A 24706-nucleotide genomic window follows, 5' to 3' on the forward strand; every position below is an offset into this window, starting at 1 on the left:
GGAACCCCATGGCAGTCCCGAAGCGACGCATGTCGCGCAGCAACACCCGCCACCGCCGGTCCCAGTGGAAGGCCTCCGCGCCCGACCTGGTCCCGGTGACGGTCAACGGCGTGGAGCACCGCGTGCCCCGCCGGCTGATCAACGCCGTCCAGCGTGGCCTGATCGACCCGACCACCGGCCAACGACTCAAGGAGATCCGATGAAGGTCCGCAACTCGATCCGCTCGTTGAAGAACCAGCCCGGCGCCCAGGTGGTCCGCCGCCGCGGACGGATCTACGTGCTCAACAAGCAGAACCCGCGGATGAAGGGCCGCCAAGGCTGAACGGGGCCCCCTAGACTCGGTGCCGTGCAGACGGCCGACGACTTCTGGAGCGGGTTCGCCACCGACCCCCGCGACTCCGACGGCGGCTCCCTGCTCGCCTCCGACGCTGACCGGGACCGGGTCAACGACCTGCTCCGGGAGGCCCTCAGCGACGGCAGGCTCACCCTGGGCGAGTACGACGAGCGCAGCACCAGCGCGCTGGGAGCGCGCACCCTGGGTGAACTGCCGGGACTCGTGGCGGACCTGCTGCCCCCGCGTCGGCCCGGCACACCCGGCCTGATCGCGGCTACCCCGACCGATCTGGAGTTGCGCGCCGTCGCCGCCTTCCAGCGGGGCCGGCGCGAAGCGGTGTCCAGCTTCCTGATCCCGAGCATGGTCTGCCTGGTGATCTGGGCGGTGGTGATGCCCGGCGGCTTCTTCTGGCCGGCCTTCGTGATGCTGGCCACCGGCGTGAACCTCGTGCAGACCCTGGTGCGTCGCGAGGACATCATCGCCAAGCATCGCGCCAAACTCGAGCGCAAGCAGGCCAAGGAACTCGGTCGGGCGGCCAGCGAGGACCCCGAGGACGACAGCCAGAGCTGACCGGGTCCGGCTGTCGGGTCAGAGTCGGAACAGGTCGCCGTGGTCGGCGACCCTGGCCAGCACCGCGTCCGGGCCGAACTGCTCCAGCGCCAGCGGATCCTCCGCCCCGGCCGCCACCTCGTCCCAGGTGATCGGGGCAGCCACCTGGGGTCGGTCGGTGCCGCGCAGCGAGTACGGCGACACAGTCGTCTTGGAGGCTGCGTTCTGCGACCAGTCCAAGAAGACCTTGCCGCGCCGCCTCGCCCTGGTCATCGTCGCGGTGACCAGGTCACCCCGCTCCCGCTGCAGTTCCTCGGCTATCTGCCGGGCGAGGGCGCTGGCGGCTTCGGCGCTGGCTGCTTCGGCGCTGGCTGCTTCGGTGCTGGCGCCGCCGGGGAGCGCGGCGTACACGTGCAGGCCCTTGCTGCCACTGGTCACCGGGAGCGCCGCCAGCCCGTGCTGGGCGAGCCGGTCACGGACCAGCAGCGCGACCTCGCAGCACTCCGGCAACCCGGCAGGCTCACCAGGGTCGAGGTCGATCACCAGCCGGTCGGGCGACCGCGGCGTGCCGTCGGTGTCCGCCTGCCACTGGTGCACGTGCAACTCCAGCGCGGCCAGGTTGGCCAGCCAGGTCAACGTGGCCAGGTCGTCCACGATCGGGAACACCAGGTCCCCGGGCCCCGACCCGGACCGTGACCCGGTGGTGGGCACGGTGACCGTGCGCACCCAACTCGGCGTCCCCGCCGGGGCGTTCTTCTCGAAGAAGCTCGGCTCCGCCACTCCGTGCGGCCACCGGATCCGGGTCACCGGGCGGCCGGCCAGGTGCGGCAGCAGCACCGGCGCCACCTGGGCGTAGTAGTGCAGCACCTCGGCCTTGGTGGTCCCGGTGACCGGATAGAGGACCTTGTCCAGGTTGGTCAGTTTCAGCGTCCGCCCCTCGACGTCGACGAAGACCTCGCTCACTCGCTCCCCCTCCCCCGGTCCGGCAGGTCGCTGCGCAACCCGACGTACGACGGCTGGCGCAGTCGTCCGTTGGCCGACCTGCCGAGCGCCTCGACGTCGACGTACAGCAACGGCTGCACCCACCGCGCGCCCGACGCGTCCGCGGTCGGCACCTCGTCGGCGAACGGCGACGCCGGCCCGGGCAGCATCAGCTCCCGCAACTGTCGCGCCGCCCGGCCACTGAGGCCGCTGCCCACCCGGCCCCGGTAGCGGAGGCCGTCGGGGGTCGGTTCGCCCACCAGCAAGGCGCCCAGCCGGTCGGCGCTGCCCACCTCGGGGCGCCACCCGCCGACCACGAACGTCTCCCGTCGACGATGCGCGAACTTCAGCCAGTCCCGGCTCCGGACGCCCGACTGGTAGCGGGCCTCCACCCGCTTGCTGACCACCCCCTCCAGTCCCTGCTCGGCGGTGGCGGCCAGCAGCGTCGCACCATCCTCGTAGACGTCGGGCACGTGCACGCCGGCCAGGTCCAACTCCTCGAGCAGGGCGCGCCGACGATGCCACGGCTCGTCGACGAGCTCCCGGCCGTCCAGCCGGAGCAGGTCGAAGACGAGGAAGTGCGCCGGATGCCGCCGCGCGAGGACAGCCACTCGCCGCGGGTCCCGGGCATGCATCCGGTGCTGCAGCGCAGCGAACGACGGGCGACCGTCGATCAGCACCACCAGTTCGCCGTCCAGCAGCAGGTCCCGTCCGACCAATCCGGCCAACTCGGGGTAGCCAGCCGTGGCGTCGTTGCCGTTGCGGGTGCTCAACCGCAGCCGAGCAGCGGTGACGTCAGCCAGCAGCCGCACGCCGTCCCACTTCACCTCGTGCCGCCACTGGTCGCCGACGGGCACCCGGTCACCCGGAGTGGCGAGCATCGGTCGGAGCATGGGACCCATCCTCTCGGATACCGTGGTCACATGCGGGCCATCTGGAAGGGTGCAGTGTCGTTCGGGCTGGTCAACGTGCCGGTGAAGCTCTACTCGGCGACGGAGAGCCACGACGTCTCCTTCCGTCAGGTGCACGTCACCGACGGTGGCCGGATCCGGTACCAGCGGATCTGCTCGCTGGACGGCGAGGAGGTGCCCTACTCCGACATCGCCAAGGGATACGAGACCGAGGACGGCGAGATGGTGGTGCTCACCGACGAGGACATGGCCGGCCTGCCGGCCACCTCCAGTCGGGAGATCGCGGTGGAGCGCTTCGTGCCCGCGGAGCAGATCGATCCGCTGCTGTTCGAGAAGTCCTACTACCTCCAGCCCGAGGGCACCGGCGCCAAGCCGTACGCCCTGCTGCGACAGGCCCTGGAGGAGTCCGACCGGGTCGCCGTGGTCACCGTGGCGTTGCGGCAACGCACCACCCCGGCGGTGTTGCGGGTCCGCGACGACGTGATCGTGATGCAGACCCTGATGTGGCCCGACGAGATCCGCTCCCCCGACTTCGGCGTCGACGTGGACGAGGTCAAGGACGCCGAGGTGGAGATGGCCCGGATGCTGGTGCAGACCCTCTCCGGCGACTTCGACCCCGACGAACTCACCGACGACTACGCCGAGGCGGTCCAGTCTCTGGTGGAGGCCAAGATCTCCGGCGGGGAGATCACCCGCCCCGAAGCGACCAGCACCGGATCGGGTGAGGTCGTCGACCTGCTCGCCGCCCTGCAACGCTCGGTCGCCGAGGCCAAGAAGGCCCGCGAGGCGGGCTGAGGTCAGCCGCGCTTCGCGGCGGAGGAGTCGGGCAGCGACCTGTCGGCCAGGTGGAAGAGCAGGTCGCTCAAGCGCGGTGCCACCAGGTTCAGCACCTCGGCGGCGGACCCGGCCAGCGTGTTCACGGTGATCGGCCGCTCCTCCAGCGCCTTCACGATCGTCTCGGCGGCGCGCGCCGGCGTGTGTCCCCGGCCGGCGTACGCCTCGGTGGGGGCCACCATCGGCGTCTGCACCAGCGAGACCCGGATGTTGGTGAACAGCACGTTGTCGCCGTAGGTCTCCCGGCCCGCGATCCGGGCGAAGGTGTCCAGGGCCTGCTTGGAGGCGATGTAGGCCGCGAACTTGGGGGCCTTGATCTGGTTGCCCCAGGTGACGATGTTGACCACGTGCCCGAAGCCGCGCTCACGCATCGTCGGCAGCAGCCCCATCGTGAGCCGCACCGGACCGAAGTAGTTGATCGCCATCGTCCGCTCGAAGTCGTGGAAGCGGTCATAGGAGAGCCGCAGCGATCGACGGATCGACCTGCCGGCATTGTTGACCAGGTGATCCACGGCACCATGCGCGGCCAGCACCTCGGCCACCAGGTCGTCGATGGCGTCGAGGTCGGTGAGGTCGCACGGGTACGTCGACACCTTGCCGCCTGCCTCGGTGATGGTCGCGGCGACCCGCGCCAGCTCCTCGGGCCGTCGGGCCACCAGCAGCACGTGCGCCCCACGCTCGGCCACCGCGTACGCGGTCGCCTCCCCGATCCCCGACGACGCGCCGGTGATCAGCACGGTCCGACCCTGCAGCGGGCTGGGTGCACCGGTGACGCGCCGGACGACTCCGGTGACCCGGGCGAGCGGGGTCTGCAGCAGCGTTCTCACACCAGAAGGCTACGCACCACGCGCAGGCCGACCGACATCCGGGCGAGGTCGACCTGCTCCTCGCTGCAGATCTCGTGCAGCGTGTCGACCGCCTTGGTCACCTGAGCTCCGTCCTCCTCGTCGGTGCGGGTGAGGGCCTGGGCGGTGAGCTGGGCGTGCACGTGGTGCAGGTCGTCGCGCAGCGTGGCCCGCGCCATCGTCTGCCACCGGTCGTCACGCGGCAGTTCCAGGATCCGGCCCAGCAACAGCGACAGCCCCAACCGCTCGGCGATCGCGAAGTGGGTGCGGGCCACCTCGACCGGGTCCAGTTCCAGCGTGGACGCGTTGTCGACCACGCCGAGCAGCATGTACGCCGGCGGCAGCACCGCCACCTGCCCGGCCAGCTCCTCGGGCACCCCGGCAGCGACCAGCCGGGTGTGCCGCTTGATGAAGGACTGCAACTCCCGCCCGGTCATCACCTCCGGGAGCTGGGCCATCACCTGGCGCACCCGCTCACCGAAGAAGTCCACACACGCCTCCGCGTCCAGCGGCTGCTTGCGGTTGTTGACCAGCCAGCGGGAGGCCCGCTCGACCAGGGTGCGCATCTCCATCCGCATCCGGGTCTGCACGGCCGCGTCGAGGCGGTTGTCCCAGGCCGCGATCTCGGTGCGCAGCTCGTCGGAGCCGAAGATCTCGCGGGACACGAAGCTGGCCGTGGTCAGGTCGGCGGCACTGAGGCCGGTCTCCCCCGACAACCGCGGCCAGAACGTGATCCCGGCGCAGTTGACGAGCTCGTTGACGACCTGGGTGACCACGATCTCCCGACGCAGCGGGTGCGCATCCATCCGGGCCCGGTGCTGGTGCCGCATCTGGGAGGGGAAGTAGGAGTAGAGATAGCTGCGCCAGAACGGGTCGTCGGGCAGGTCGGAGGCCAGCAGGTCCTCGGCCAGCACGATCTTGGTCCAGCTCATCAGCACCGACAGCTCCGGCAGGCTCAACCCCTCCTTGGCGTCCAGTCGCCGGCGCACCTCCTTGGCGTCGGGCAGGCCCTCCAGTTCGCGGTTGATGACCCCCTTGGAGACCAGCTTCCGGATCCAGTCCTCGTGCACGTGCAGCAGCGGCGCCGAGTTCGCGTCCGCGTTGGCCAGCGCCAGGTTCTGCTCGTAGTTGTCCCGCAGCACCAGGTCGCCGACCTCGTCGGTCATCGACGCCAGCAGCTCGTTGCGCTGCTTGCCGGTCAGGTCCCCGTCGGCGACCAGCCGGTCCAACAGGATCTTGATGTTCACCTCCCGGTCGGAGGTGTCCACACCGGCGGAGTTGTCGATGAAGTCGGTGTTGAGCCGACAGCCGGCACGAGCCGCCTCGATCCGGCCGAGTTGGGTCAGCCCCAGGTTGCCGCCCTCGCCGACACAGCGCACCCGCAGGTCCTGCCCGTCCACCCGGATGGCGTCGTTGGCCTTGTCGCCGGCGTCGGCGTGGCTCTCGGTGGACGCCTTCACGTAGGTGCCGATGCCACCGTTCCAGAGCAGGTCCACCGGCGCCATCAGGATCGCCTTCATCAACTCGGCGGGCGTCATCCGCACCACGTCGTCCGCCAACCCGAGCGCGTCCCGGACCTGCGCCGAGATCGGGATCGACTTGGCGGCCCGGCTGTAGATGCCACCGCCCTCGGAGATCAGCGCGGTGTCATAGTCCTGCCAACTCGACCGCGGCAGCTCGAAGAGCCGCTTCCGTTCGGCGTACGACGTCGCCGCGTCCGGCTCCGGGTCGAGGAAGATGTCGCGGTGGTCGAAGGCGGCCACCAGCCGGATGTGCTCGGAGCAGAGCATCCCGTTGCCGAACACGTCACCGGACATGTCGCCGATGCCGACGACGGTGATGTCCTCACGCTGACAGTCGGTGCCCATCTCCCGGAAGTGACGTCGTACCGACACCCAGGCGCCGCGTGCGGTGATCCCCATCGCCTTGTGGTCATAGCCCACCGACCCGCCGGAGGCGAACGCGTCACCGAGCCAGAAGCCGTAGTCGGCCGCGACCGAGTTGGCGATGTCGGAGAAGGTCGCGGTGCCCTTGTCGGCGGCGACCACCAGGTAGCTGTCGTCGTCGTCGTGGCGGACCACGTCCAGCGGCGGCACCACCTGGTTGTCGACGAGGTTGTCGGTGACGTCGAGCAGCCCGGAGATGAAGGTCCGGTAGCAGGCCACTCCCTCGGCCAGCCAGGCGTCACGGTCGCTCGAGTCGGGCAGGTTCTTGGCGAAGAAGCCGCCCTTGGCGCCCACCGGGACGATCACCGTGTTCTTCACCATCTGGGCCTTGACGAGGCCGAGGATCTCGGTCCGGAAGTCGTCGCGTCGGTCCGACCAGCGCAAGCCACCGCGGGCCACCGAACCGAACCGCAGGTGCACGCCCTCGACCCGAGGGCTGTAGACGAAGATCTCGAACTTGGGTCGCGGCTCGGGCAGATCCGCGATCGAGGAGGGATCCAGTTTGAACGAGATGTACGACTTCACCTCCGCGCCGTCGCGCTGGAAGTAGTTGGTGCGCAGGGTGGCGGTGATGATGCCGAGGTAGGACCGCAGGATCCGGTCGTGATCCAGGCTGACCACGTCGTCGAGGGCGGTGCCGATGTGGCCGGTCAGAGTCTCGGTCAATTGGGCGCGATCGCCGCCGGCGGTCGGGTCGAACCGGGCCTCGAAGAGCTGCACCAGCAGCCGTGTCAGGTCGGCGTTGCTGCGCAGCGCGTCCTCGATGTAGTCCTGGGCGAACGGGGTGCCGCCTTGGCGCATGTACTTGGCGTAGGCGCGCAGCAGGGTCGCCTGCCGCCACGTCAACCCGGTGGCCAGCACCAGGGCGTTGAACCCGTCCGTCTCGTTGCGCCCCTGCCAGATCGCCTGCAGCGCATCGGTGAACAGGCCCCGGGACGCTGCCGGACGCGCGGTGGGGTGGCGCAGCCCGAAGTCGTAGATGTACGACGTCCGGGGCAGCCCCACCAACTCGTAGGGCCGCTCGTCGACGACCTCCACGCCCATCGACGACAGCATCGGCAGGATCTCCGACAGCGACAGCGGCCCGCCGACGCGGAACACCTTCAACCGCGCCTCGTCCCGGCCGGCGTCGACGGGCTGATAGAGCAGCAGGTCCATCCCGGTCCCGTCCGGGCCCAGCTCGATCGCCTCCAGTCGGCCCAGGTCCACCGCCGCCGCCCGGGCGCCGAAGTCCTCCTTGTAGGCCTCCGGGAAGGAGTCGGCGTACGCCCGACCCAACCGGGCCCCGTCGGTCTCGCCGTACTCGCCGATGACCGCGGTCAGGAAATCGTCGCGCCAGGAGCGGGCCGCCTCGATCAACCGGCGCTCCAGGTCGTCGGTGTCCACCTCGCCGATGAGCTGCCCCTTCGGCGGCCGCACCACGAAGTGCACCCGGGCGGTCAGCTCCTCGTTGACCCGGGCGGTGAACTCGACGGTCTCCCCGCCCAGGTGCTGCTTGAGCAGTTCGGCGAACTTCTTCCGGACGGTCGTGTTGTAGCGCTCCAGCGGCAGGTAGATCAGGCAGGAGAGATAGCGGCCGTAGATGTCGCGGCGCACGAAGAGCCGCAACGCCCGGCGCTCCCGGGTGTAGGTGACCGCCTGGGCGATCGGCGCCAACTCCTCGATGGGGGCCTGGAAGAGCTCGTCGCGGGGGTAGTTCTCCAGCGTGTTCATCAACGCCTTGCCGGCGTGGCTCCCCGCGGTGAAGCCGGCGGCCTGCATCACCGCCTCGGCCTTCTCCCGCAGCAACGGGATCCGGCTCAGCGACTCGGTGTAGGCGGCGCTGGAGAACAACCCCAGGAAGCGCCGTTCGCCGACGACCTCGCCGGCGTCGTCGAAGACCTTCACCCCCAGGTAGTCCAGATACACGGGACGGTGCACGGTCGCCTTGGAGTTGGCCTTGGCCAGCACCAGCACCTTCGACTCCCGGGCGCGCTCACGGACCGGGGCGGGCAGCGACGAGAACGAGATGGACTCGTCGGTCTCCGCGCGCAGGATCCCCAGCCCGCTGCCGGCCACGGTGCGCAGCAGCAGGTCGTCGCCCTCGCCCTCCAACCGGTACTCGCGATAGCCGAGGAAGGTGAAGTGGTCATCAGCCAGCCACTCCAACAGTGCGGCGGCCTGCTCGACCTCCTCGGTCGGCACCGGCGGCGGCGCGAACCGGAGCTCGGCCACGATCTCGGCGGCCCGATCGGTCATCGCCGGCCAGTCCTCCACCGCCGCCCGGACATCCCCGAGCACCTTCAGCAGTTCGCGCTCGAGCGCGTGGACGTCCTCGTCCTCCCCGATCCGGTCGATCTCCAGGTGCATCCACGACTCTCGCAGCGCCCCGACCGACTCGCCGGCCGGCGCCATCGACAACAGCTCGCCCGACTCGTCACGGAGCACGTCGAACTGGGGGTGGATCACCGCGTAGATGTCCCGCTGCTGCTGGGTGAGGAGCACGCTGACCGAGTCGACGAGGAACGGCATGTCGTCGGTGACCACCTCGACCACCGAGTGACCGCCCGCCGACCAGCCGTCGGTGGGCACGCTCGGCGTGAACACCCGGACGCAGGCGGTGCCGGCCGGGCGGCTGCCGGCGAGTCGGTAGTGGGAAACCAGGGCGCCGTAGACGTCGGCCTCGGAGCGCTCGACCATGTCGTCGGGGGACACGTGCCGGTAGTAGGCGACCATCAGATCGTCGACGCTGTCCAGATCGGGGCCACCGGACCCATGGCGTTGCCGGGCCAGCTCGGCGGCCCGTGCGATCAGTTCTGACTTGGTGGCGTCCAGAGGCGAGTGCACCCTTGCGACCCTAGAGCCAGTGTGACGTCCGACACAATCACCCACGGCGGCGGCACGAGGCACAATGACGCCCATGAAGTTCACCCATCGAGTCCACTACAGCGCCGACATCGAGCAGGTGCAGGCGATGCTCACCGATCCGGCGTTCCGGGAGAAGGCGTCCCGGGCCCAGCAGGTGACCGCGCTCGACGTCTCCGTCACCGACGGCCATGTGCTGATCGAGATGACCAAGCCCGCGGTCGGCATCCCGGCGGTCGCCCGCAAGATCACCGGCGACGAGATCAAGGCGGTGCAGGAGGAGCACTGGGGAGAGGACCATTCGGCCACCTTCGCAGTGAGCGCCCCGGGCAAGCCGGGCGCCATCAACGGCGTACGACGGCTCGTCTCCGACGGCTCCGGCACCTGGGACACCTTCGAGGGCGAGGCCAAGGCCAAGATCCCGGTGATCGGCGGGAAGATCGAGGCAGTGATGCGCGACCAACTGGTGGATGGCTGGAACACCGAGGCGGTCGTCGGCGCCGCCTGGCTGGCGGGTGAGCGCTGATGGCGACACGTTTCACCGTCGAGGTGCGCTACGACGCACCGACAGCCCGGGTGCGGGAGATGCTCACCACGGCCGCCTTCCGCGCGGAGGTCTGCGACCGCCAGCATGCGTTGCGCCACGACGTCGCCGTGGACGGCGACCGGGTGCGGGTCGAGCAGGTGCAGGCCGCTGACGGAGTGCCGTCGTTCGCGAAGAAGCTCGTCGGATCCGAGATCACCATCATCCACACCGAGACGTGGGTCTCCGCGACCGAGGCCGAGGTGCGCGTCGAGATCCCCGACAAACCGGGCAACATCAGCGGCCGCCTCAGTCTGCTGGAGTCGGCGGGGGCGACCACCCAGTCGGTGCACCTGGACATCTCTGCGAGGATCCCGCTTGTCGGATCGAAGATCGAGGGACTGATCGCGAAGCTCCTGGAGAAGGCTTATGCCCGGGAGCACGAGGTCGGTCAGGAATGGTTGGCACGCCCGTGAAGTTCCACAAGCAGATCGAGTTCAACGGCGACCTGGAGACCGTCGCCGACATGCTGGCGAACCGGGACTTCCGCGAGCAGGTCGCCCAGGCGGCCGGCGCCTCCACCTGGGAGATCAGCGTCGTCGACGAGGGCGGCCAGACCGTCGCCACCGTCGACACCAAGCAGCCCTCCACCGGGATGCCCGCCGTGGTCCGCAAGGTGATCGGCGACGAGTTCGAGATCAGTCAGGTGGAGCGCTGGACGAGCCGGGACTCCGGCACCCTGGAGGTGTCCATCCCCGGCAAGCCCGGCTCGATCACGGGCACGGTGCGGCTCACCGAGGCCGGTGGCGTCACCACGCAGACCGTGGACGCGCAGATCACCGTGAAGATGCCGCTGGTCGGCGGCAAGGTGGAGCAGATGATCGCTCGGGTGCTCGGCGGGATCCTCAAGCTCCAGGCTCGGGAGGGGAATCAGTGGCTGAGTCGCTGACCTCGGCCTCCGCCGCTCGGTCGCGCCGCCGCTGAGCGAACACCACCGCCCCCAGCACCAGGAACGGCCCGAAGGCCAACACCACGGTGAGCGCCTGCTCGATCGGGTGCAGCGCTCCCAGGTGGAAGGGGATCAACGAGTCACGTCTCCTGGTTCATGTGCGGATAGGTGTGGCCGACGGGCGGCACCATAGTCTCCTTGATGGAGCGGGGCGAGGTCCACCGGAGCAGGTTCAGGGGCGAGCCGGCCTTGTCGTTGGTGCCCGAGGCACGGCCGCCACCGAACGGCTGCTGGCCGACCACGGCGCCGGTGGGTTTGTCGTTGACATAGAAGTTGCCGGCCGCGAAGCGGAGCTTCTCCGACGCCTGCGCGATCGCCGCCCGGTCCCGGGCGATCACCGCCCCGGTCAGCGCGTAGGGGGCGAACCCCTCCAACTGGCCCAGGACCCGGTCGTAGTCGCCGTCGTCGTAGACGTGGACCGCCAGCACCGGACCGAAGTACTCGGTGCGGAACATCTCGTCGGTCGGATCCGCTGCCTCGATCACCGTGGGCCGGACGAACCAACCCACCGAGTCGTCGTAGCGTCCTCCGGCCACGATGCTCAGGCCGTCGACCTCCCGGGCCCGCTCGATGGCCGCCACCTGCTTGGCGTAAGCGCGCCGGTCGATCACCGCACCCATGAAGTGGGACAGATCGGTGACGTCGCCCATCGACAACCCGTCGACGTCGGCCAGGAGGTGGTCCCGCATCCGGATCCACACCGACCGGGGGACGTAGGCACGGGACGCGGCCGAGCACTTCTGACCCTGGTACTCGAACGCTCCCCGGATCATCGCCACCCGCAACACGTCCGGATCGGCTGAGGGGTGCGCCACGATGAAGTCCTTGCCGCCGGTCTCACCCACCAGCCGCGGATACGTCCTGTACGACGTGAGGTTCTCACCCACCGTCCGCCACAGGTGCTGGAACGTGGCGGTGGACCCGGTGAAATGGATGCCGGCCAGATCCTGATGCGTCAACGCCACCTCGGAGACCGCCAACCCGTCCCCGGGCAGCATGTTGATCACCCCCGGCGGCAGCCCCGCCTCCTCCAGCAACTCCATCGTCAGACTCGCCGCCAGTTGCTGGGTCGGTGACGGCTTCCACACCACCGTGTTCCCCATCAACGCCGGCGCGGTGGGCAGGTTCCCCGCGATCGCGGTGAAGTTGAACGGCGTGATCGCGTAGACGAACCCCTCCAGCGGCCGATGATCGAGCCGGTTCCACACCCCTCGCGCGTTGGCCATCGGTTGCGCGGTGAGGATCTCCGCCGCGAACCCGACGTTGAACCGCCAGAAGTCGATCAGCTCGCAGGCACTGTCGATCTCGGCCTGGACCGCGGTCTTGGACTGACCCAGCATCGTGGCCGCGTTCAATCGCTGCCGCCACGGCCCCGCCAACAGGTCGGCGGCCTTGAGGAACACCGCCGCCCGCTCGTCGAAACCCAACCCCCGCCAGGCCGGTGCCGCCGCCGCAGCCGCCGCGATCGCATCCTCGGCGTCCGTGTGCGTCGCATTCCGCAACACCCCCAGCACGTGCGCGTGGCGGTGCGGCTGCACCACCTCGATCTCCGCACCACCACCGACCCTTCGTTGGCCACCGATGTGGGCGCGCAGGGTCCGTGCCCGGCGCTGCTGCCGATCCAGCTCGGCGAGCAGCTCCGACCGTTCGCGGCTGCCCGGCGCATAGTCCAGGACGGTTTCGTTGACAGGGACGGGTGGCCGGGTGTGGGCGTCCATGTCTGCGATGGTGTCACTCCGGGCACGCCGGGCCAAGTGTGGTGAGCGCGACCTCGGAGCGTCGCCGCTCAACGCAGGGCCGCTCAGAGGAGGTCGGGGATCTCCTGCCTGGCGAACCAGGCCAACTCGTCGTCGTCAGCGGCGTGATCGACGGTGTCCGCGTGGGCGGCGGCGATGTCAGCCCATGCGACATCGGACAGCACCCGCACCTCACTGCCCTCGCCCGGCTGCACCGACTCCGCGTCCACCGCGAGCACGAATCGCCTCGGCCGGTCCCCGGCCACCCGGAGCGCGTCCGAGGCGTCGGCGGCAGCGGTCAGCGCGGCGTACTCCCAGTCGTCGACGTCGCCGTCGGCGAGCGCCTCCCGGACCGCGTCGGTGACTGCGTGCGCGGTCAGTGGTGCGGTGAGCCCGCGTCGAGCCGCCACCTCGGCCAGCCCGGACGAGGTGACCGGCACGTAGACCCTCAACGGGAACCGCCCGGTTTCCGGGAGCCACGCCCCCTGGGGGCCCGCGCCCGGGTCCCGGAGGCACTCTCGACGAGCTCCTCCAGCGACTCGGTCAGGCACTGGGCCAGGATCTCCACGTCGGGCAGCGCGTCACGGTCCGCAGTGAACCCGAAGAACACCTGCCCGTCGTACGACGTCACTCCGATCGCCAGCGCATGCCCGGGCAGCAACGGCGGAGCCGGGTAGGTCTCCTCCATCCGCGCGCCGGCGGCGAAGAGCGGGAACTGTGGACCCGGCACGTTGGTGATGGTCACATGGAACCCGGCCCGCCGATGGTCGAGGGCGACCCGGGTGCCCAGCGCGTGGAATGTGGTCGGGGCGAAGCCCGCCACTCCTGCGAGCCGGTTCGCGGCCACCGCACGGCCGGTCTCGCTGTGCGCCTTGAACGCATAGGAGACCTGGTGCAGTCGCACCACGGGGCTGGGTTCGCCGATGGGGAGGGTGACCAGGTGGCCCATGATCTGGCTGCCCAGCGAGGTCGGCTCGAGTTCGTCGTCGATGACCGACATCGGCACCATCGCCCGCACCGACCGCATCCCGGCCATCGACTCGGTGCGGGTCATCAACCAGTTCCGCAAGGCGCCGGTCAGCGCCGCCAGGATGACGTCGTTGACGGTGCCACCGTGGGCGCGGCGCACCTTTCGGTAGTCCGCGAGGTCGGTGCGCACGGTCACGAAGCGGCGCTGCTCGGACAACTCCGCGTGCAACGGAGACTCCGGCGTCGGACGTCGGCCGGCCAACGCGCCGGCCAACGCGCCGGCGGCCTGGAACCCGTGGTTCGCGGCCCGCCCCAGCGTCCCGAAGCCGCGGCCGACCGTCTCGGCCAGCACTCCGGGGTCGGCGACGTTCTCCCGGACCGCGTCGGCCACCAGGCGGCCGGGGCCCAGCGCCCGGGCGGGCGTCCAGTCGTCGCGTTCGAGGGTGCGAGGCTCGGGGTCCACGTCCAGGAGCACCTGACCCAGGTCCACGGTCTGGACCCCGTCGACCAGGATCTGGTGTGACTTGGACAGCAATGCCAGCCGACCGTCGGCGAGGCCCTCGACCAGGTACACCTCCCACAGGGGTCGGTGCAGGTCCAACGGACGCGACATGATCCTGGACACCAGTTCGCGGAGCTGCTCCTCCGAGCCCGGTCGCGGCAGTGCTGACCGACGGACGTGGTAGCCGAGATCGAAGTCCGGGTCGTCGAGCCAGATCGGCGGGGCCAGACCGCCGGGGATCCGGTGCAGTCGCTGCCGGTATCTCGGCACGAACGCGATCCGGTCCTCGATCAGCTGCAGCAGGGCGCCGTGGTCGAACCCTGAGTCGGCCGGATCGAGGATCTCGACGGTGACGTTGTGCAGGGGAGTCGCTGGCGACTCCAGGGCGAGCAGGGACAGGTCCTGAGGGCGTAGTCGTCTGTGCATCGCCACCCCTTCCACACACGGTCCCCATGCAGTCGGTTTGCCTGCGCATGCGATTCTGTCAGACGCGACCGCCGCTGCGCGCGGCTCGCCCGACATGTGGAGGAGGACTCGTGGTGAGGAAACTGTGGGTGGGCCTGGTCGTGGCAGCGGTGGTGAGCCTCGCCGGGTGCTCCTCGGGGCAGTCCGAGGACCCGACGCCGACCCCGTCCCCTGCTCCCGACGACCAGCCGGCGCAGGTCAGCCTCGTCGACGGCGTCGTCGACCCACCAGCCCTGCGACTGCGCGTCGGGGTCGGTGAGCCGGTGCGGGTCGAGTTCACCGCGGACCACGCCGGCGAACTGCACGTGCACAGTCGTCCCGAGGACATCTACCTCGCCTACGACGAGGGGACCACCCTGCTCGAGTTCATCGTCGAGGTCCCGGGCGTGGTGGAGGTGGAGTCCCACGACAACGACCGGCTCCTGGTGTTCAAGGTCGAGGCCCGCTGAGTTGCCGACCGACCAACTGCTCGCGCACGGCGTCGGCGGGGCTGCGGACCTGCCGATCCCGGCGTCGCTGGCGATCGCCGGCGCAGTGGCGGCGCTCACCATCTCGTTCACGGTGCTCGCGGTCGCGTGGCGTACGCCTCGCTACGGCGCCCAGCGGCCGGGGCGGCCGGCGCCGGTGTGGCTGGACGCGACCGTCTCCTCACCGCTGTTCCTGGCGATCGCCCGCACTGTCGGCCTGATCGCCTTCGGCTACACGGCCGCCGCCGCCATGTTCGGCGCCGACCTGGTGATCAACCCGTTCCTGGGGATCGTCTACGTGCTGCTATGGGTGGGCATCGTCCCGGCCTCCCTGCTGCTCGGGCCCTTCTACCGGGCGATCAGCCCGGTCCGCAGTATCGGCGGCCTGCTGTTCCGGCTGGCCGGCGGACGAGCGGTCCTCAGCTACCCCGAACGGTTGGGCTACTGGCCGGCTGCCTTCGGCCTGCTCGCCTTCGTGTGGCTGGAGTTGGTGCATCCGGACAGCACCTCGGTGCCCACCGTCCGGCTCTGGTTCGCCGGCTATCTGGCCGCGATGGTCATCGGCGGCCTGCTCTTCGGGGACAAGTGGTACTCGCGCGCCGACCCGTTCGAGGTCTACTCGACCCTGATCGGACGCCTGTCGGTGTGGGGTCGCCACCAGGGTCGGCTGATGCTCCGCTCACCGCTGGCCAATGTGTCGAGCACCCCGGCTCGCCCCGGCCTCACCGCCGTGGTGGCGGTGCTGCTCGGCAGCACCGCCTACGACTCCCTGCACGAGTCTGGATGGTGGGCGTTGCGGATGCAGACCAGCACGGTGTCGCCGGCCGTGTGGGAACACGTCGGCCTGATCGGCCTGTGCGTGTTCGCGGGACTGCTGTTCGCCGGAGCCTGCATGGCCACCGGCGTCGGTCCGGGGGTGCGTCGGGTCGAGCTGCCGAACAGGTTCGCGCACTCGATCGCCCCGATCATCGTCGGCTACATGGTGGCGCACTACCTGACGTTGCTCGTGGAGATCGGCCAGCGGACGGTGATCCAGATGAGTGATCCGTTCAGCACCGGCGCCAACATCCTCGGCACCGGCGACTGGTCGGTCAACTACTGGTTGAGCCTGCATCCGACCGGGCTGGCGGTGACCAAGGTGCTCGCCGTGGTGATCGGCCACGTGCTCGGCGCGGTCGCTGCCCACGATCGGGCGATCTCGCTGCTGCCGAGCCGGCACCAGTTGACCGGCCAACTCTCGGTGCTGTTCGTGATGGTCTTCTTCACCGCGGGCGGCCTGCTGCTGCTGTTCTCGTCCTGAGTCGACGCCGCCCGGGCTGCGGCGTCAGCTGCCACTGCTCGACCAGGGCGGCCAGGGCTCGGCGAAGCGTCCCGTCGCCTGCCTCGACCAGGGTCCGCCCTGCCACCAGCGCCCGGTCGATGCCCGCCCGGTCATCGGGCAGCAGGTGCAGTCGGTCGTCGGGGACGCCGACCAGGTCGCCGATCTCCCGCGCCCCCCAGGCCAGCGTCGGACGCATCCGGTTGATCACCACCCGCACCGATCCGGGCAGTTCCAGAGCGCGCAGCTCGACCATGGCGCGGCCGAGCCTGGCCATCCCGACAGGCTCGCAGCTGCCCACCACGACGATCTCGTCGGCGGCCGCCAGCGCATCCAGGGTCATCGTGTTGCGGGCGGGCCTGCCCCCGGAGTCCAACGGATCGATCTCCAGGCTGAAGCCGGTGTCCAGGACCACATGCGCCTCGGCCCGGGCCCGGGCGACCAGGTCGGTGACCAGCCCGGGTCTGACCTCGGCCCAACGATCGGCACGGGGCAGGCCGCTGACCAGGGTCAGATGCTCGTTGAGGCCGCGCTGCACGTGGGCAAAGCGGTCTCGCAGCTCGCCGCTGGTCCAGTAGCGGACAGCGCTGAGCAGCCCGGACGCCTCGTCGAGTACGCCGAGCTGCTGGGCGAGCGCACCGCCGTACGGGTCGGCGTCCACCAGCACCGTCCGGATCCCCCGGCTGGCCTGCTCGGCGGCGATCCCGGCGGCCACCGTGGATCGCCCGGGAGCACCGGCCGGACCCCAGACGGCGATCACCCGACCGGGGCCCGTTGCTGCTGCCGGGTCGGGGGGCTCGGGACGGGTGACCCGGAACTCGCCTGCCGGCAGGTCGCGGTGCAGCCGCGGCACGGTATCCGGCTCGGTGGCTGTCAGCACGTCGGCGAGTCCGGCGATGTCGGTGTCGGCGACCAGCGTGCGCACCCCGATCCGCCGGGCCCGGCCGCGTGCCTCCTCCATGCCCGTGGCCGCGGTGATCGCGACCGGTCGGACCCGGTGTCCCAGCAACTGGCCGACCGCGTCCTGGTCCAGTCCGGTCGCCTCCAGTGCCACCAGGGCCACGTGCGCCTGACCCGCGGCGGCAGTGGCGAGCAAATCGTCGACGTCGACGCATCGCTTCAGCACGACCACATCCGGTGAGCGGGACAGGTGGTCCAGCGCGAGGGGCTCCCAGGGGGCACCGGCGGCCACCACCAGGACGCAGGTCAGGTCCGGCACGGCTCACTCCCTCCCGACCACGACCACGCCGCCGCGCACGGCCGCGGCGATGACGGCAGCCACCGCCTCCTGCTCCCGATACGGAACGGCCAGCACCAACTGCCGCGCCCCCGACGGGGCAGCGAATCCGTCGGCGCCCCGGGGAGCCGAGATGACGGTGACGCCGGAGAGCAGCAGCCGGGCGTCGGCGTCGTCGGTGCCGGCCACCCACACGTCGACCACTGAGCCGGCGGAGACGTGGGGTGGCACCGCGTCGGCGGAGGTCCAGATCGGCACCTGCCACAGCGCCGTCTCCACCGCACTGGCGAGGGAGGTGCGCGGCACCAACTGTCCGGCCGCCAGGTCCGTGATCACGTGCCGGTGCTCGGGCAGCGCCTCGTCGACCAGGAGGTAGCCGGCCGCGATCTCGGCGTCGGCCAGCGACACGCGCACCGACCTCAGGTCGGCGTCGGTGATCCGGTCACCGGCAGCGATGTCCCGGTCGGCGACCCAGAGCGCGACGGAGTCGTCACGGCTGGCCAGGTTGGCGCCGACCACCACCGAGAGCAGCACCAGCACCACCCCCACCCACAGTCGAGGATCACGCCAGGATCGGTGCTGGACGCGGCGGGCAGGGGCAGCTGAAGCAACACCGGACGACGACGTGTCCTGCTTCCCGAGAAGTGCGGTCACCCCGACATTGTGCCTCCCGAAGCGGGCGACGCCCAGCCGTCGTCCACAGGCCGGTGTGCCGGGTCGGGCGATGTTTGGCACAGTGGTGCCATGAGTTCGGGCCCACGATTCCTCACCCTGACCGATGTGGCCGAGGTGTTGAACACCTCCAGCGCCCAGGTCTATGCCCTGGTACGCCGCGGCGAACTCCCGGCGATCAAGTTGGGCGGCCGCGGCCAGTGGCGGGTCGAGGCGGCCGTGCTCGAGGACTACATCACGCAGCTGTACGCCGACACCAAGCGTTTCGTGGACTCACACCCGTTCGTGGAGACCGAGGGCTGACGACGCTCGCTCAGCCGACCTCGGAGCCCAGCGTGATCTCGATGACGCGCTCCTCGCCGCCGCGCTCCACGGTGAACTCGACGGTCTCGCCCGGCTGATAGACCCGGATGGCCACGATCAGGCTGATCCCGTCGGTGATCCGATGGTCCGCGACCTTGGTGATCACGTCCTCGGCCTGCAGGCCTGCGTCCGCGGCCGGCGACCCGGCGTTCACCTCCATGATGGTGGCTCCGCCGACGTTCCGCTCCCCGGTGCGCACCTGGGCGCCGATCACCGGGTAGTAGGCCTCGCCCTGGTCCAGGATCTGCGCTGCGGTGATCCGGACCTGCTCCACCGGGATCGCGAAGCCGACGCCGATGTTGCCGGCATCACCGAAGCCCGCACCGGTGGTCGCGATCGCCGAGTTCACGCCGACGACCTCGCCGGCCAGGTTCACCAGTGGGCCACCGGAGTTGCCGGGGTTGATGGCCGCATCGGTCTGGACGGCGTTGATGAACGACGTGTCGTTCTCCGAGTCGCCGGTGGTCACCGGCCGGTTCAGGGCACTGACGATCCCCGCGGTGACGGTGGAGCTGAGGCCGAGCGGCGACCCGAGCGCGACCACCGTCTCGCCGACCAGCAGCGATCGGGAGCTGCCCAGGGCGGCAGGCACCAGGCTGTCGGACGGTTCCACCTTGAGGACCGCCAGGTCGTAGACCGGGCTGCGACCCACGATCTCGGCGTCGTGCCGGTTGCCGGCGTGGTCGATGACGACGATGCCGCCGCCGTTCGCCGATCCGGCCACCACGTGGCTGTTGGTGACGATGTGGCCCTCGGCGTCCAGCACGAAGCCGGAGCCGGTGGCTCCGTCACCCTGCTCCCCCTGCCGAGCGAGCACCTGGACGGTGCTGGGCAGCAGCGCCTGCGCCACGGCAGCCACGGAGCCGTTCTCCGGAGGCAACGGCGCAGCGACGGCCGATTCGACCAGCGCCGGGGAGCGCGTCGGCGACGAGGTGTCTCCCTGCCACTGCTGCCAGGCCGCTCCCCCGGCAGCGCCACCGATCAGGCCGAAGATCAGGGCCAGCACGGCCACCACCGGCCACACCCAGCCACCGACCTTGGCCCGTGCGGGCGGCGGGGGTTCGCTCTCGAACAGTGGCGGCAGTTGCCAGGTCGGCTCGGGCGCGGGAGGTTGCTCGGGCGCACGCGGCGGCTCGGGCGCGCCCGGCGGCTCGGGCTGGGCCGACGGCGGGCGCTGCGGCAGGTACGGCGAGGAGTACGGCTCCGGTGCCGGCGGCTGGTCTGGACGCTGCTCGTTCACTGGTCTGACGTCACTCCTGACTGGGTCACCGACGTCTGCGCCGGGGCCACCGGCAGCAGCGGCTCAGCGAATCGGACGATGGTGGTGGCGGGCATCCGGCGATCCGTCACCGGCGCCTCAGCGGGTCCGGCCAGGGCGAGGAATCCGACGACGGCCGCGGCGCTCATCGCGCTGCCACCGGCCGCCACCATGGCGGCGTGCCGGCGCGGCCGACGCTCCGGGAGGCCGGGCATCAGCCGCACCTCTGCGGAGCTCGGCCCGGAGGCGCTGAGGGTGCTCATCAGGGTCGGCGGCGGTGGTGCCGGGGCACCCAGTCCGAAGCCGACGAGCTGGGTCTTCACCCATCCCTCACGCTCCACCTCGGACCAGCAGGTGCGGCAACCCTGGACGTGCGCCCAGGCCCGCTCCTCCTCGGCGGGCGGCAGTTGGCCGTCCAGGAGTGCGCTCACCCGGCTGCCGAGGTGACCGACGCTGATCGGGGGCGTCACCGGTCACCTCCCTGGCCGCTGACGACATCGACGGGTCCGGCGTACCGGAGGCGCCCGTCCGTGGGGGCGCGGTGCGCCAGGTGCTGGCGCAGCATCGCGCGCCCGCGGTGGATCCGGGATCGGACGGTGCCCAGTTTGGTGCCCATGATCGCGGCGATCTCCTCGTAGGTGAGTCCTTCGACGTCACAGAGAACGACCGCGGCCCGTGCCTCGGGGGGCAGGGTGGCGAGTGCGCGCTCGATGTCGTCGTCGAAGGTACGCATCGCGTAGGACTCCGCCGGCTCCGGCTGCACGGAGAGCAGCCGCTCCTCACGCTCATCGGTCAGCGCGGAGAAGCGGATCCGCTGGCGGCGCCGGGCCTGGTCCAGGAAGAGGTTGGTGGTGATCCGGTGCAACCACCCCTCGAGAGTGCCGGGCGTGTAGGAGTCCAGCGACCGGAAGGCCCGGACGAAGACCTCCTGGGTCAGGTCCTCGGCGTCGTGCCGGTCACCGGTCAGCCGCCAGGCCAGCCGATAGACACGCTCGGAGTGGGCGCTGACCAGCTCGTCCCAGCTGGGCTGGGCTGGTGGGGTGCTGGCCATCTCTCCTCCTGGTGATCCGATTGCCGTCCTCCACTCTAGGAGACTGATCTGAGAAGACCCTGTGAGACCGCCGGGGGTTCACTGAACCTCTGATGTTCAACGATCGCCGCACCCGCATTGTTCCGGCCGGTTCGCCCGTCGGGTCCGGTATGGTCGCGGCAAGACGTGTCCCACCGGTGGGACACCACGGAGCCTGGGAGGGCGTCATTCCCATCGCAGCCACCAGTTGGACGTACGCCGAGGAGTTCATCGCCGAGGACGACGTCCTCGCTGCCGCTCGGGCCAGCGCCGAGGAGGTCGGAGTCGTCCCGGTGAAGACCGGCGTCGGTGCTGCCCTGCGCTTCCTCGCGTCGGTGCTCGACGCTCGGGCCGTCGTCGAGGTGGGCACCGGGACCGGCGTGTCCGGGTTGTGGTTGCTGCGCGGCATGCGGCCCGACGGCGTACTCACCACGATCGACATCGAGGCCGAGCACCAGCGACTGGCACGACAGACGTTCAACGACGCCGGCATCCCCACCCAGCGCGCCCGCACCATTCCGGGCTCCGCGCTGGAGGTGATGCCCCGGCTCACCGACGGTCACTACGACCTGGTCTTCTGCGACGGTGACAAGCACGAGTACGGCGCCTACCTGGACGCTGCCCTCCGGCTCCTCCGGCCCGGCGGCGTGGTGGCCTTCGACAACGCGTTGTGGCACGACCGGGTGGCCGACCCCGCGCAGCGGGACGCCGAGACCGTCGCCATCCGCGACCTCGGCAAGCGCATCGCCGAGAGCGAGGCCCTGGTGCCGGCGCTGTTGCCGGTGGGTGACGGACTGCTGGTCGCCAAGAAGCTCTGGGTGCCCGAAGACTAGATCTGATGGCGCGAGCGGGTCGCCTGCGGCGCCACGCTACCGCGCGAGCGCTCAGGCGTGCGGAGTGGCTGTGAAGCCCTCCCAGCCCTCCGCCACGGCCACCACGGTGCAGGGCTCGATCAGGATCGGGGACGAGCCGATGAGGACCGACCCCGGCGACTCGGCGGCGGTGGCGGCGAACGCGTTCTGGAAGTCCATCCGGGCCTCCTCGGTGGCGAAGACGTAGCAGCCCTCGAACCACTCGCCCGGCCGCATCCGCCAGGTCTTGAACCGGAGCCCGGTCATCCCGGTGAACTTGGCGTGCGACTGCGACTCCACGTAGGCAGCCAGTTGCTCCTCGACACCCTCCGGGGCGTCGGCGAGCGACCAGCGCACGGTCAGACCCTGCATGGTCAGCCTCCTGTCACGACGTCGAGTGGGGCGTCCTGCCCCAACCACTCCAGCAGCAGGCGTGCCCCGAAGCCGGTCGGCCCGGTGGTCCACTCGTGCCACTCACTGGGCGAGTCGCCCGCGGACGCCACGTCCAGATGCACCCACGGTACGCCGTCGGTGAAGGGCTGCAGGAAGAGCGCGGCGGTGATCGCGCCGGGCCCGCCGCCGGCGTTGTCGGCGTCGGCGATCTTGCTGGCGATCCGATCCGCGTACACCGAGGCCAACGGCATCCGCCACACCGGCTCGCCGGCGGCGGTGCCAGCCGCGGAGATCAGGTCGGCGACCCCGTCATCGGTGGCGAAGAAGCCGCCCGTCCGTTGACCCAGCGCCACCTTCATGGCGCCGGTCAGGGTGGCCACGTCCACCATCAGGTCGGGCTTGATCTCGGCGGCGGCATAGGCCAACGCATCGGCCATCACCAGGCGGCCCTCGGCGTCGGTGTTGGTCACCTCGCTGGTGCGGCCGCCGTAGTGTCGGATCACGTCGCCGGGCCGCATCGCGTCGCCGCTGATGGCGTTCTCGGCGGCGGCGACCAGGCCGGTGACCTTGACCGGGCAACCGACCTCGGCGAGCGCGGCCAGCACCGCCAGCACGATGCCGCCACCGGTCATGTCCCGCTTCATGGTGGCCATCGCCTCGGCAGGCTTGATGGAGAGGCCGCCGGTGTCGAAGGTGATGCCCTTGCCGACGAGCACCAGATGCGGCGTACGCCGGGTCGCGCCGACCGGTGTGTAGTCGAGTCGGATCAGCCGTGGCGGCGTCGCCGAGGCGCGGCCGACGGCAGCGATGCCACCGAACCCCTCCTCGGTCAGTGCCTGCTCGTCCCAGACGCGGAACTCCAGTCCGGCGTCGGCTGCGATCACCGCGGCCTGCTCCGCGAGCCAGCCCGGGTTCTTCACCTGCGAGGGGACCGTCGCCAACAGTCGGGCGCGCCAGCTCGCGTGGCCGATGGCCACCGCGGTCGGCAGCTCGGCCGCAGCCTGGTCGGAGAGACCGATCAGGCGCACCTCGCCGAGCCGGCGGGGGCCGTCGTTCGTGCTGCGCCAGTCGAAGGAGAAGGCAGCGAGCATCGCGCCGGCCACGAAGGCCCGCACCTGCTCGGGTCCGTCGACGACGGTGGTGGCCACCGAGGCGCGTCGCTGCGGGTGTCGGTCGACGACGGCGCGAGCGAGCGCGGCGCCGGCTCGGCGCAGCGAGTGCGCGGACCCATCGCCCAGGCCGACCAGCACCAGCCAGCGGACCGGGCCCTCGGGGAGTGGATGGGCGAACGCCTCACCGACCTTGCCGGTCGCGCCGTACAGGGCAGCCAGGGCTGCGGCGTCGACGTCTCCGGCCGGGTCGACGACGGGGCCGTCGGCGCCAGGACGCACACCGATCGCCCACACGTCGACGTCAGTCGAGGTGAGTGGACCGTCAGCAGCGTGGAACTGAGGTGGCGGGGGTTGGGCTGGCAGCAGGTCGGATCCGAGCACAATCAGCCGACGACGCCCTTGAGGGCGTCGCCCAGTGCGCCGGCTTCCTCGGCGTTGAGCTCGACCACGAGGCGGCCGCCGCCCTCGAGCGGGACGCGCATCACGATGCCGCGTCCTTCCTTGGTGACCTCCAGCGGACCGTCGCCCGTCCGCGGCTTCATCGCCGCCATCCGCGTACCTCTTCCCTTTGTCGTGGCTGATGCCAAGCGGCCGTGACGGCCGCGACGCTCACCATTATCCCCCATGCCTCGTGACGTCGCCCACACGGACCCCTGTCAGACTCGTCTCCCATGAACGACTCCCCCACCTCCAGCAACACATCCGCGCCACTGCTCGTGGACATCTCCGACGGTGTCGCGACGCTCACCCTGAACCGCGCGGACGCCATGAACGGCCTCGACATCGCCACCAAGGACGCGCTCGTCGCCGCCACCGCCCGGGTCGCCGCCGACGACGAGGTGCGCTGCGTGGTGCTGACCGGCTCCGGGCGTGCCTTCTGCGTCGGCCAGGACCTCAAGGAACACGTGCAGTTGCTGGAGTCGGGCAGCTCCGAGGAGCTCTTCACGACCGTGGAACGGCACTACAACCCGATCGTGCACACGTTGCTGACCATGCCGAAGCCGGTGATCGCTGCGGTGAACGGGGTCGCGGCTGGGGCCGGAGCGAGTCTCGCCTTCGCCTGCGACCTCAGGATCGTCGCGGACACGGCCGGCTTCAACCTGGCGTTCGCGGGTGTGGCCCTGTCCTGCGACACGGGCGCCTCGTGGACCCTGCCGCGTCTGGTGGGGCGGGCCAAGGCCATGGAGCTGTTGCTGCTGCCGGAGACGATCGGCGCGACCGCTGCCGCCGACCTGGGGCTGGCCACTCGGGTGGTGCCCGCGGCCGAACTCGCTGGGACGGTGCGCGAGTTGGCCGTCCGGTTGGCGGCCGGACCGACGATGGCGTACGCCGGGATCCGCCGCTCGGTGGAACACTCGGCGTCGACCAGCTTCGCCGAGGCGTTGGGTTTCGAGGCCGAGATGATGCGGCTCACCGGGGCCAGCGACGACCACCGTCGGGCCGTGGACGCGTTCCTGGCCAAGGAGAAGCCGGAGTTCCGCGGCCGCTAGGGCAGCTCGGACCGCCGGTAGCGGCTCC

27 protein-coding genes are annotated in these 24706 nt (G+C 70.6%); 12 read left to right on the forward strand and 15 right to left on the reverse strand.

Annotated elements, in window-relative coordinates; all coding sequences use genetic code 11:
* The first annotated feature begins 8 nt into the window (after positions 1–8).
* From rpmF to JKG67_RS04510, 3 genes are read left to right on the forward strand one after another with little or no spacing between them, the layout of a single operon-like run.
* Complete coding sequence (gene rpmF / locus JKG67_RS04500) at positions 9–203, forward strand: 50S ribosomal protein L32 (RefSeq protein WP_203336082.1); 195 nt, start codon at positions 9–11, stop codon at positions 201–203.
* Positions 200–322 (forward strand): type B 50S ribosomal protein L36, encoded by a 123-nt coding sequence (gene ykgO, locus JKG67_RS04505; RefSeq protein ID WP_203336083.1) that lies wholly within the window; start codon positions 200–202, stop codon positions 320–322. The genes rpmF and ykgO overlap by 4 nt, the downstream gene beginning before the upstream one ends.
* Before the next feature lie 24 nt (positions 323–346).
* Complete coding sequence (locus JKG67_RS04510) at positions 347–904, forward strand: DUF1707 SHOCT-like domain-containing protein (protein ID WP_307816429.1); 558 nt, start codon at positions 347–349, stop codon at positions 902–904.
* An 18-nt stretch (positions 905–922) separates the two neighbouring features.
* Here the strand turns inward: JKG67_RS04510 and ligD (JKG67_RS04515) are convergent, their stop codons facing one another.
* Together ligD (JKG67_RS04515) and ligD (JKG67_RS04520) are read right to left on the reverse strand one after the other, a co-directional pair.
* Entirely contained in the window at positions 923–1846 is a 924-nt protein-coding gene (ligD, locus tag JKG67_RS04515; protein ID WP_203336084.1) for a non-homologous end-joining DNA ligase, read from the reverse strand.
* Entirely contained in the window at positions 1843–2757 is a 915-nt protein-coding gene (ligD, locus tag JKG67_RS04520) for a non-homologous end-joining DNA ligase (RefSeq protein ID WP_238997968.1), read from the reverse strand. Before ligD (JKG67_RS04520) ends, ligD (JKG67_RS04515) begins: the two co-directional genes overlap by 4 nt.
* A 30-nt stretch (positions 2758–2787) precedes the next feature.
* On the opposite strand from ligD (JKG67_RS04520), the gene ku reads away from it, so the two are divergent.
* The gene (gene ku / locus JKG67_RS04525) at positions 2788–3570 is read left to right on the forward strand and encodes a non-homologous end joining protein Ku (protein ID WP_203336086.1); all 783 of its coding nucleotides are present in this window, start codon (positions 2788–2790) and stop codon (positions 3568–3570) included.
* 2 nt (positions 3571–3572) lie between these two features.
* Here ku and JKG67_RS04530 read toward each other — a convergent pair whose 3' ends face one another.
* Both JKG67_RS04530 and JKG67_RS04535 read right to left on the reverse strand, forming a co-directional pair.
* The gene (locus JKG67_RS04530; RefSeq protein ID WP_203336087.1) at positions 3573–4436 is read right to left on the reverse strand and encodes an SDR family NAD(P)-dependent oxidoreductase; all 864 of its coding nucleotides are present in this window, start codon (positions 4434–4436) and stop codon (positions 3573–3575) included.
* Positions 4433–9226, reverse strand: coding sequence for an NAD-glutamate dehydrogenase (locus tag JKG67_RS04535; RefSeq protein WP_307816430.1), 4794 nt, complete (start codon positions 9224–9226; stop codon positions 4433–4435). Before JKG67_RS04535 ends, JKG67_RS04530 begins: the two co-directional genes overlap by 4 nt.
* A 73-nt stretch (positions 9227–9299) precedes the next feature.
* Here JKG67_RS04535 and JKG67_RS04540 point away from each other — a divergent pair, with 73 nt between their 5' ends.
* From JKG67_RS04540 to JKG67_RS04550, 3 genes are read left to right on the forward strand one after another with little or no spacing between them, the layout of a single operon-like run.
* On the forward strand, positions 9300–9770 hold the full coding sequence (locus tag JKG67_RS04540; protein WP_203336089.1) for a DUF2505 domain-containing protein: 471 nt from the start codon (positions 9300–9302) through the stop codon (positions 9768–9770).
* Positions 9770–10243 (forward strand): DUF2505 domain-containing protein, encoded by a 474-nt coding sequence (locus JKG67_RS04545; protein WP_203336090.1) that lies wholly within the window; start codon positions 9770–9772, stop codon positions 10241–10243. The genes JKG67_RS04540 and JKG67_RS04545 overlap by 1 nt, the downstream gene beginning before the upstream one ends.
* The gene (locus tag JKG67_RS04550) at positions 10225–10716 is read left to right on the forward strand and encodes a DUF2505 domain-containing protein (RefSeq protein WP_203336091.1); all 492 of its coding nucleotides are present in this window, start codon (positions 10225–10227) and stop codon (positions 10714–10716) included. Before JKG67_RS04545 ends, JKG67_RS04550 begins: the two co-directional genes overlap by 19 nt.
* Positions 10717–10856: 140 nt before the next feature.
* Here JKG67_RS04550 and pruA read toward each other — a convergent pair whose 3' ends face one another.
* The 3 genes from pruA to JKG67_RS04565 form a co-directional block, all read right to left on the reverse strand.
* Positions 10857–12494, reverse strand: a complete 1638-nt coding sequence (gene pruA / locus JKG67_RS04555; RefSeq protein WP_203336092.1) for an L-glutamate gamma-semialdehyde dehydrogenase — start codon at positions 12492–12494, stop codon at positions 10857–10859.
* 83 nt (positions 12495–12577) lie between these two features.
* Positions 12578–12964 carry a DUF6912 family protein gene (locus JKG67_RS04560; protein ID WP_203336093.1) on the reverse strand — a complete coding sequence of 129 codons (387 nt, stop codon included), beginning with the start codon at positions 12962–12964 and terminating at the stop codon, positions 12578–12580.
* Entirely contained in the window at positions 12961–14409 is a 1449-nt protein-coding gene (locus tag JKG67_RS04565) for a WS/DGAT/MGAT family O-acyltransferase (protein ID WP_203336094.1), read from the reverse strand. The genes JKG67_RS04560 and JKG67_RS04565 overlap by 4 nt, the downstream gene beginning before the upstream one ends.
* Before the next feature lie 113 nt (positions 14410–14522).
* Here JKG67_RS04565 and JKG67_RS04570 point away from each other — a divergent pair, with 113 nt between their 5' ends.
* Both JKG67_RS04570 and JKG67_RS04575 read left to right on the forward strand, forming a co-directional pair.
* The gene (locus tag JKG67_RS04570) at positions 14523–14897 is read left to right on the forward strand and encodes a YajG family lipoprotein (protein WP_203336095.1); all 375 of its coding nucleotides are present in this window, start codon (positions 14523–14525) and stop codon (positions 14895–14897) included.
* 1 nt (position 14898) lies between these two features.
* Positions 14899–16215 (forward strand): hypothetical protein, encoded by a 1317-nt coding sequence (locus JKG67_RS04575; protein WP_238997969.1) that lies wholly within the window; start codon positions 14899–14901, stop codon positions 16213–16215.
* On the opposite strand, the gene JKG67_RS04580 is transcribed toward JKG67_RS04575, so the two are convergent.
* Both JKG67_RS04580 and JKG67_RS04585 read right to left on the reverse strand, forming a co-directional pair.
* Positions 16178–17452 carry a CpaE/TadZ family protein gene (locus JKG67_RS04580; protein WP_203336096.1) on the reverse strand — a complete coding sequence of 425 codons (1275 nt, stop codon included), beginning with the start codon at positions 17450–17452 and terminating at the stop codon, positions 16178–16180. The two genes, JKG67_RS04575 and JKG67_RS04580, sit on opposite strands and share 38 nt — an antisense overlap.
* Positions 17453–17455: 3 nt before the next feature.
* Positions 17456–18124: a CpaB family protein gene (locus JKG67_RS04585; RefSeq protein WP_203336097.1), complete on the reverse strand. Its 669-nt coding sequence runs from the start codon at positions 18122–18124 to the stop codon at positions 17456–17458.
* 90 nt (positions 18125–18214) lie between these two features.
* On the opposite strand from JKG67_RS04585, the gene JKG67_RS04590 reads away from it, so the two are divergent.
* Positions 18215–18445, forward strand: coding sequence for a helix-turn-helix domain-containing protein (locus JKG67_RS04590; RefSeq protein ID WP_203336098.1), 231 nt, complete (start codon positions 18215–18217; stop codon positions 18443–18445).
* Between the two features lie 10 nt (positions 18446–18455).
* On the opposite strand, the gene JKG67_RS04595 is transcribed toward JKG67_RS04590, so the two are convergent.
* From JKG67_RS04595 to sigE, 3 genes are read right to left on the reverse strand one after another with little or no spacing between them, the layout of a single operon-like run.
* A complete protein-coding gene (locus tag JKG67_RS04595; protein ID WP_203336099.1) occupies positions 18456–19745 on the reverse strand; it encodes a S1C family serine protease in 1290 nt (429 codons plus the stop codon).
* Positions 19742–20233, reverse strand: a complete 492-nt coding sequence (locus JKG67_RS04600) for a zf-HC2 domain-containing protein (protein ID WP_203336100.1) — start codon at positions 20231–20233, stop codon at positions 19742–19744. The genes JKG67_RS04595 and JKG67_RS04600 overlap by 4 nt, the downstream gene beginning before the upstream one ends.
* Entirely contained in the window at positions 20230–20814 is a 585-nt protein-coding gene (gene sigE, locus JKG67_RS04605; protein WP_203336101.1) for an RNA polymerase sigma factor SigE, read from the reverse strand. Before sigE ends, JKG67_RS04600 begins: the two co-directional genes overlap by 4 nt.
* 176 nt (positions 20815–20990) lie before the next feature.
* Between sigE and JKG67_RS04610 the strand changes: the two genes are divergently transcribed.
* Positions 20991–21665 (forward strand): O-methyltransferase, encoded by a 675-nt coding sequence (locus tag JKG67_RS04610; RefSeq protein WP_307816431.1) that lies wholly within the window; start codon positions 20991–20993, stop codon positions 21663–21665.
* Positions 21666–21716: 51 nt separating this feature from the next.
* Here JKG67_RS04610 and JKG67_RS04615 read toward each other — a convergent pair whose 3' ends face one another.
* The 3 genes from JKG67_RS04615 to JKG67_RS04625 form a co-directional block, all read right to left on the reverse strand.
* Positions 21717–22055, reverse strand: coding sequence for a hypothetical protein (locus tag JKG67_RS04615; RefSeq protein ID WP_203336103.1), 339 nt, complete (start codon positions 22053–22055; stop codon positions 21717–21719).
* A 2-nt stretch (positions 22056–22057) separates the two neighbouring features.
* Positions 22058–23467: a leucyl aminopeptidase family protein gene (locus JKG67_RS04620; protein ID WP_307816432.1), complete on the reverse strand. Its 1410-nt coding sequence runs from the start codon at positions 23465–23467 to the stop codon at positions 22058–22060.
* 104 nt (positions 23468–23571) lie between these two features.
* A complete protein-coding gene (locus JKG67_RS04625) occupies positions 23572–23739 on the reverse strand; it encodes a DUF3117 domain-containing protein (protein ID WP_203336104.1) in 168 nt (55 codons plus the stop codon).
* Positions 23740–23859: 120 nt separating this feature from the next.
* Between JKG67_RS04625 and JKG67_RS04630 the strand changes: the two genes are divergently transcribed.
* The gene (locus tag JKG67_RS04630) at positions 23860–24678 is read left to right on the forward strand and encodes an enoyl-CoA hydratase-related protein (protein WP_203336105.1); all 819 of its coding nucleotides are present in this window, start codon (positions 23860–23862) and stop codon (positions 24676–24678) included.
* The last annotated feature ends 28 nt before the right edge of the window (positions 24679–24706 follow it).

This window comes from Nocardioides limicola (assembly GCF_016827675.1).
GTDB lineage: Bacteria > Actinomycetota > Actinomycetes > Propionibacteriales > Nocardioidaceae > Nocardioides > Nocardioides limicola.

What these genes read in the sequence shown, in the direction of transcription:
- ligD (WP_238997968.1), bottom strand. Translation starts at nt 2,757, where the DNA reads ATGCTCCGACCGATGCTCGCCACTCCGGGTGACCGGGTGCCCGTCGGC.
- sigE (WP_203336101.1), bottom strand. Translation starts at nt 20,814, where the DNA reads ATGGCCAGCACCCCACCAGCCCAGCCCAGCTGGGACGAGCTGGTCAGC.
- JKG67_RS04565 (WP_203336094.1), bottom strand. Translation starts at nt 14,409, where the DNA reads ATGCACAGACGACTACGCCCTCAGGACCTGTCCCTGCTCGCCCTGGAG.
- JKG67_RS04545 (WP_203336090.1), top strand. Translation starts at nt 9,770, where the DNA reads ATGGCGACACGTTTCACCGTCGAGGTGCGCTACGACGCACCGACAGCC.
- JKG67_RS04590 (WP_203336098.1), top strand. Translation starts at nt 18,215, where the DNA reads ATGAGTTCGGGCCCACGATTCCTCACCCTGACCGATGTGGCCGAGGTG.
- rpmF (WP_203336082.1), top strand. Translation starts at nt 9, where the DNA reads ATGGCAGTCCCGAAGCGACGCATGTCGCGCAGCAACACCCGCCACCGC.
- JKG67_RS04540 (WP_203336089.1), top strand. Translation starts at nt 9,300, where the DNA reads ATGAAGTTCACCCATCGAGTCCACTACAGCGCCGACATCGAGCAGGTG.
- JKG67_RS04625 (WP_203336104.1), bottom strand. Translation starts at nt 23,739, where the DNA reads ATGGCGGCGATGAAGCCGCGGACGGGCGACGGTCCGCTGGAGGTCACC.
- JKG67_RS04550 (WP_203336091.1), top strand. Translation starts at nt 10,225, where the DNA reads ATGGTTGGCACGCCCGTGAAGTTCCACAAGCAGATCGAGTTCAACGGC.
- pruA (WP_203336092.1), bottom strand. Translation starts at nt 12,494, where the DNA reads ATGGACGCCCACACCCGGCCACCCGTCCCTGTCAACGAAACCGTCCTG.
- JKG67_RS04630 (WP_203336105.1), top strand. Translation starts at nt 23,860, where the DNA reads ATGAACGACTCCCCCACCTCCAGCAACACATCCGCGCCACTGCTCGTG.
- ykgO (WP_203336083.1), top strand. Translation starts at nt 200, where the DNA reads ATGAAGGTCCGCAACTCGATCCGCTCGTTGAAGAACCAGCCCGGCGCC.
- JKG67_RS04615 (WP_203336103.1), bottom strand. Translation starts at nt 22,055, where the DNA reads ATGCAGGGTCTGACCGTGCGCTGGTCGCTCGCCGACGCCCCGGAGGGT.
- ku (WP_203336086.1), top strand. Translation starts at nt 2,788, where the DNA reads ATGCGGGCCATCTGGAAGGGTGCAGTGTCGTTCGGGCTGGTCAACGTG.